Annotated in this window: 1 protein-coding gene; it reads right to left on the bottom strand. The window is 68.2% G+C overall.

All coding sequences use genetic code 11. From position 1 onward, the window contains the following. The coding region (locus tag Q0066_RS15610; RefSeq protein WP_298134664.1) for a class I tRNA ligase family protein at window positions 1-1,256 on the bottom strand (1,256 nt) is incomplete at its 3' end. Window positions 1,257-1,606 lie beyond the last annotated feature (350 nt).

The raw sequence follows: 1,606 nt of genomic DNA, 5'->3' as shown, positions 1-1,606 counted from the left end.
GCCATGATCGCGCCGGTGCCGTAGCCCATCAGCACGTAGTCGGCGATGAAGATCGGGATGCGCCGGCCGTCCACCGGGTTGATCGCGAACGCGCCGGTGAAGACGCCGGACTTGTCCTTGTTCTCCTGGCGTTCCAGGTCGGTCTTTCGGGCCGCGGCCTCCCGGTAGGCGGTGACCGCCTCCGAGGGGGACGGTGCGCCGCCGGTCCAGGCGTCCTTGGTGCCGGTGGGCCAGGAGTTCTCGCCGGGGGTGATGGCGTCCACGATCGGATGCTCGGGCGCCAACACCATGAAGGTGGCACCGAACAGGGTGTCCGGACGGGTGGTGAACACCGCGATCGCCGCTTCGTGGCCCTCGACGGGGAAGGTCACCGAGGCGCCGCTGGAGCGTCCGATCCAGTTGCGCTGCATCGCCTTCACCTTGTCCGGCCAGTCCAGCCGGTCCAGGTCGGCCAGCAGCCGGTCGGAGTAGGCGGTGATCCGCATCATCCACTGCTTCATGCTGCGCTTGAAGACCGGGAAGTTGCCGATGTCGGAGCGGCCCTCGGCGGTGACCTCCTCGTTGGCCAGCACGGTGCCCAGGCCCGGGCACCAGTTCACCGGCGCCTCGGAGACGTAGGCCAACCGGTAGGAGTCGACGATGGTGGCCCGCTCGGCGGCATCCAGTTCGGCCCAGGGCCGGTCGGACGGGGTGGGGCGGGTGCCCGACTCGAACTCGGCGATCAACTCATCGATCGGACGCGCCTTGTCGGCGTCGGTGTCGTACCAGGAGTTGAACACCTGCAGGAAGATCCACTGCGTCCAGCGGTAGAACTCGACGTCGGTGGTGGCGACGCTGCGACGGTCGTCGTGGGCCAGGCCCAGCCGGCGCAACTGGCGCCGCATGTTGGCGATGTTCGCCTCGGTGGTCACCCGCGGGTGCTGCCCGGTCTGCACCGCGTACTGCTCGGCGGGCAGGCCGAAGGCGTCGTAACCCAGGGCGTGCAGTACGTTGCGGCCGCGCATCCGCTGGTAGCGCGCCCAGGTGTCGGTGCCGATGTAACCCAACGGGTGGCCGACGTGCAGGCCGGCGCCGCTGGGGTAGGGGAACATGTCCAGCACGAACAGCTTCTCCCGGCCGCCGACCTTCTCCGGCTCGGCCCAGACGCCCGACGGGTTCGGGGCGTGGAAGGTGCCCTCGGCGTCCCAACGGTCCTGCCAGGCGGTCTCGATCTGCCCGGCCAACTCGGCGGTGTAGCGGTACGGAGTCTCGCTCATCTCATCCTTCATTCACTCTGCTCTCGGACATGAAAAAGCCCCTCACGCAGGGAGGGGCGCCGCGATGACGAAAGGTCAGCGCGGCTGGCGAAGCAGAAGTCGGCGTGCCACGGGGGCAGTCTACCGCTTCTCACCGGGTGGCTGCGACGCTGGTGCGGGGGCGCTGAACCGGAAGACACGTCCTCTGAGCCACGGAGCATCTCGCCGACGGGAGACTGATCCAGATTGGGCACCGCTACCGGTGCCCAATCTGGATTGATTCGAACCTGGAAGGCTCCGCCCGGAAGGTTTGGGGACGGTTCTTCGGCGTGCGAGATTCGAATGCCGGGGGACGGTTCTTCGAGGTGCGA

Origin of the sequence: Micropruina sp. (assembly GCF_027492755.1) — a bacterium.
Lineage (GTDB): Bacteria > Actinomycetota > Actinomycetes > Propionibacteriales > Propionibacteriaceae > Micropruina.
This window is presented reverse-complemented; position numbering and strand designations above follow the sequence as displayed.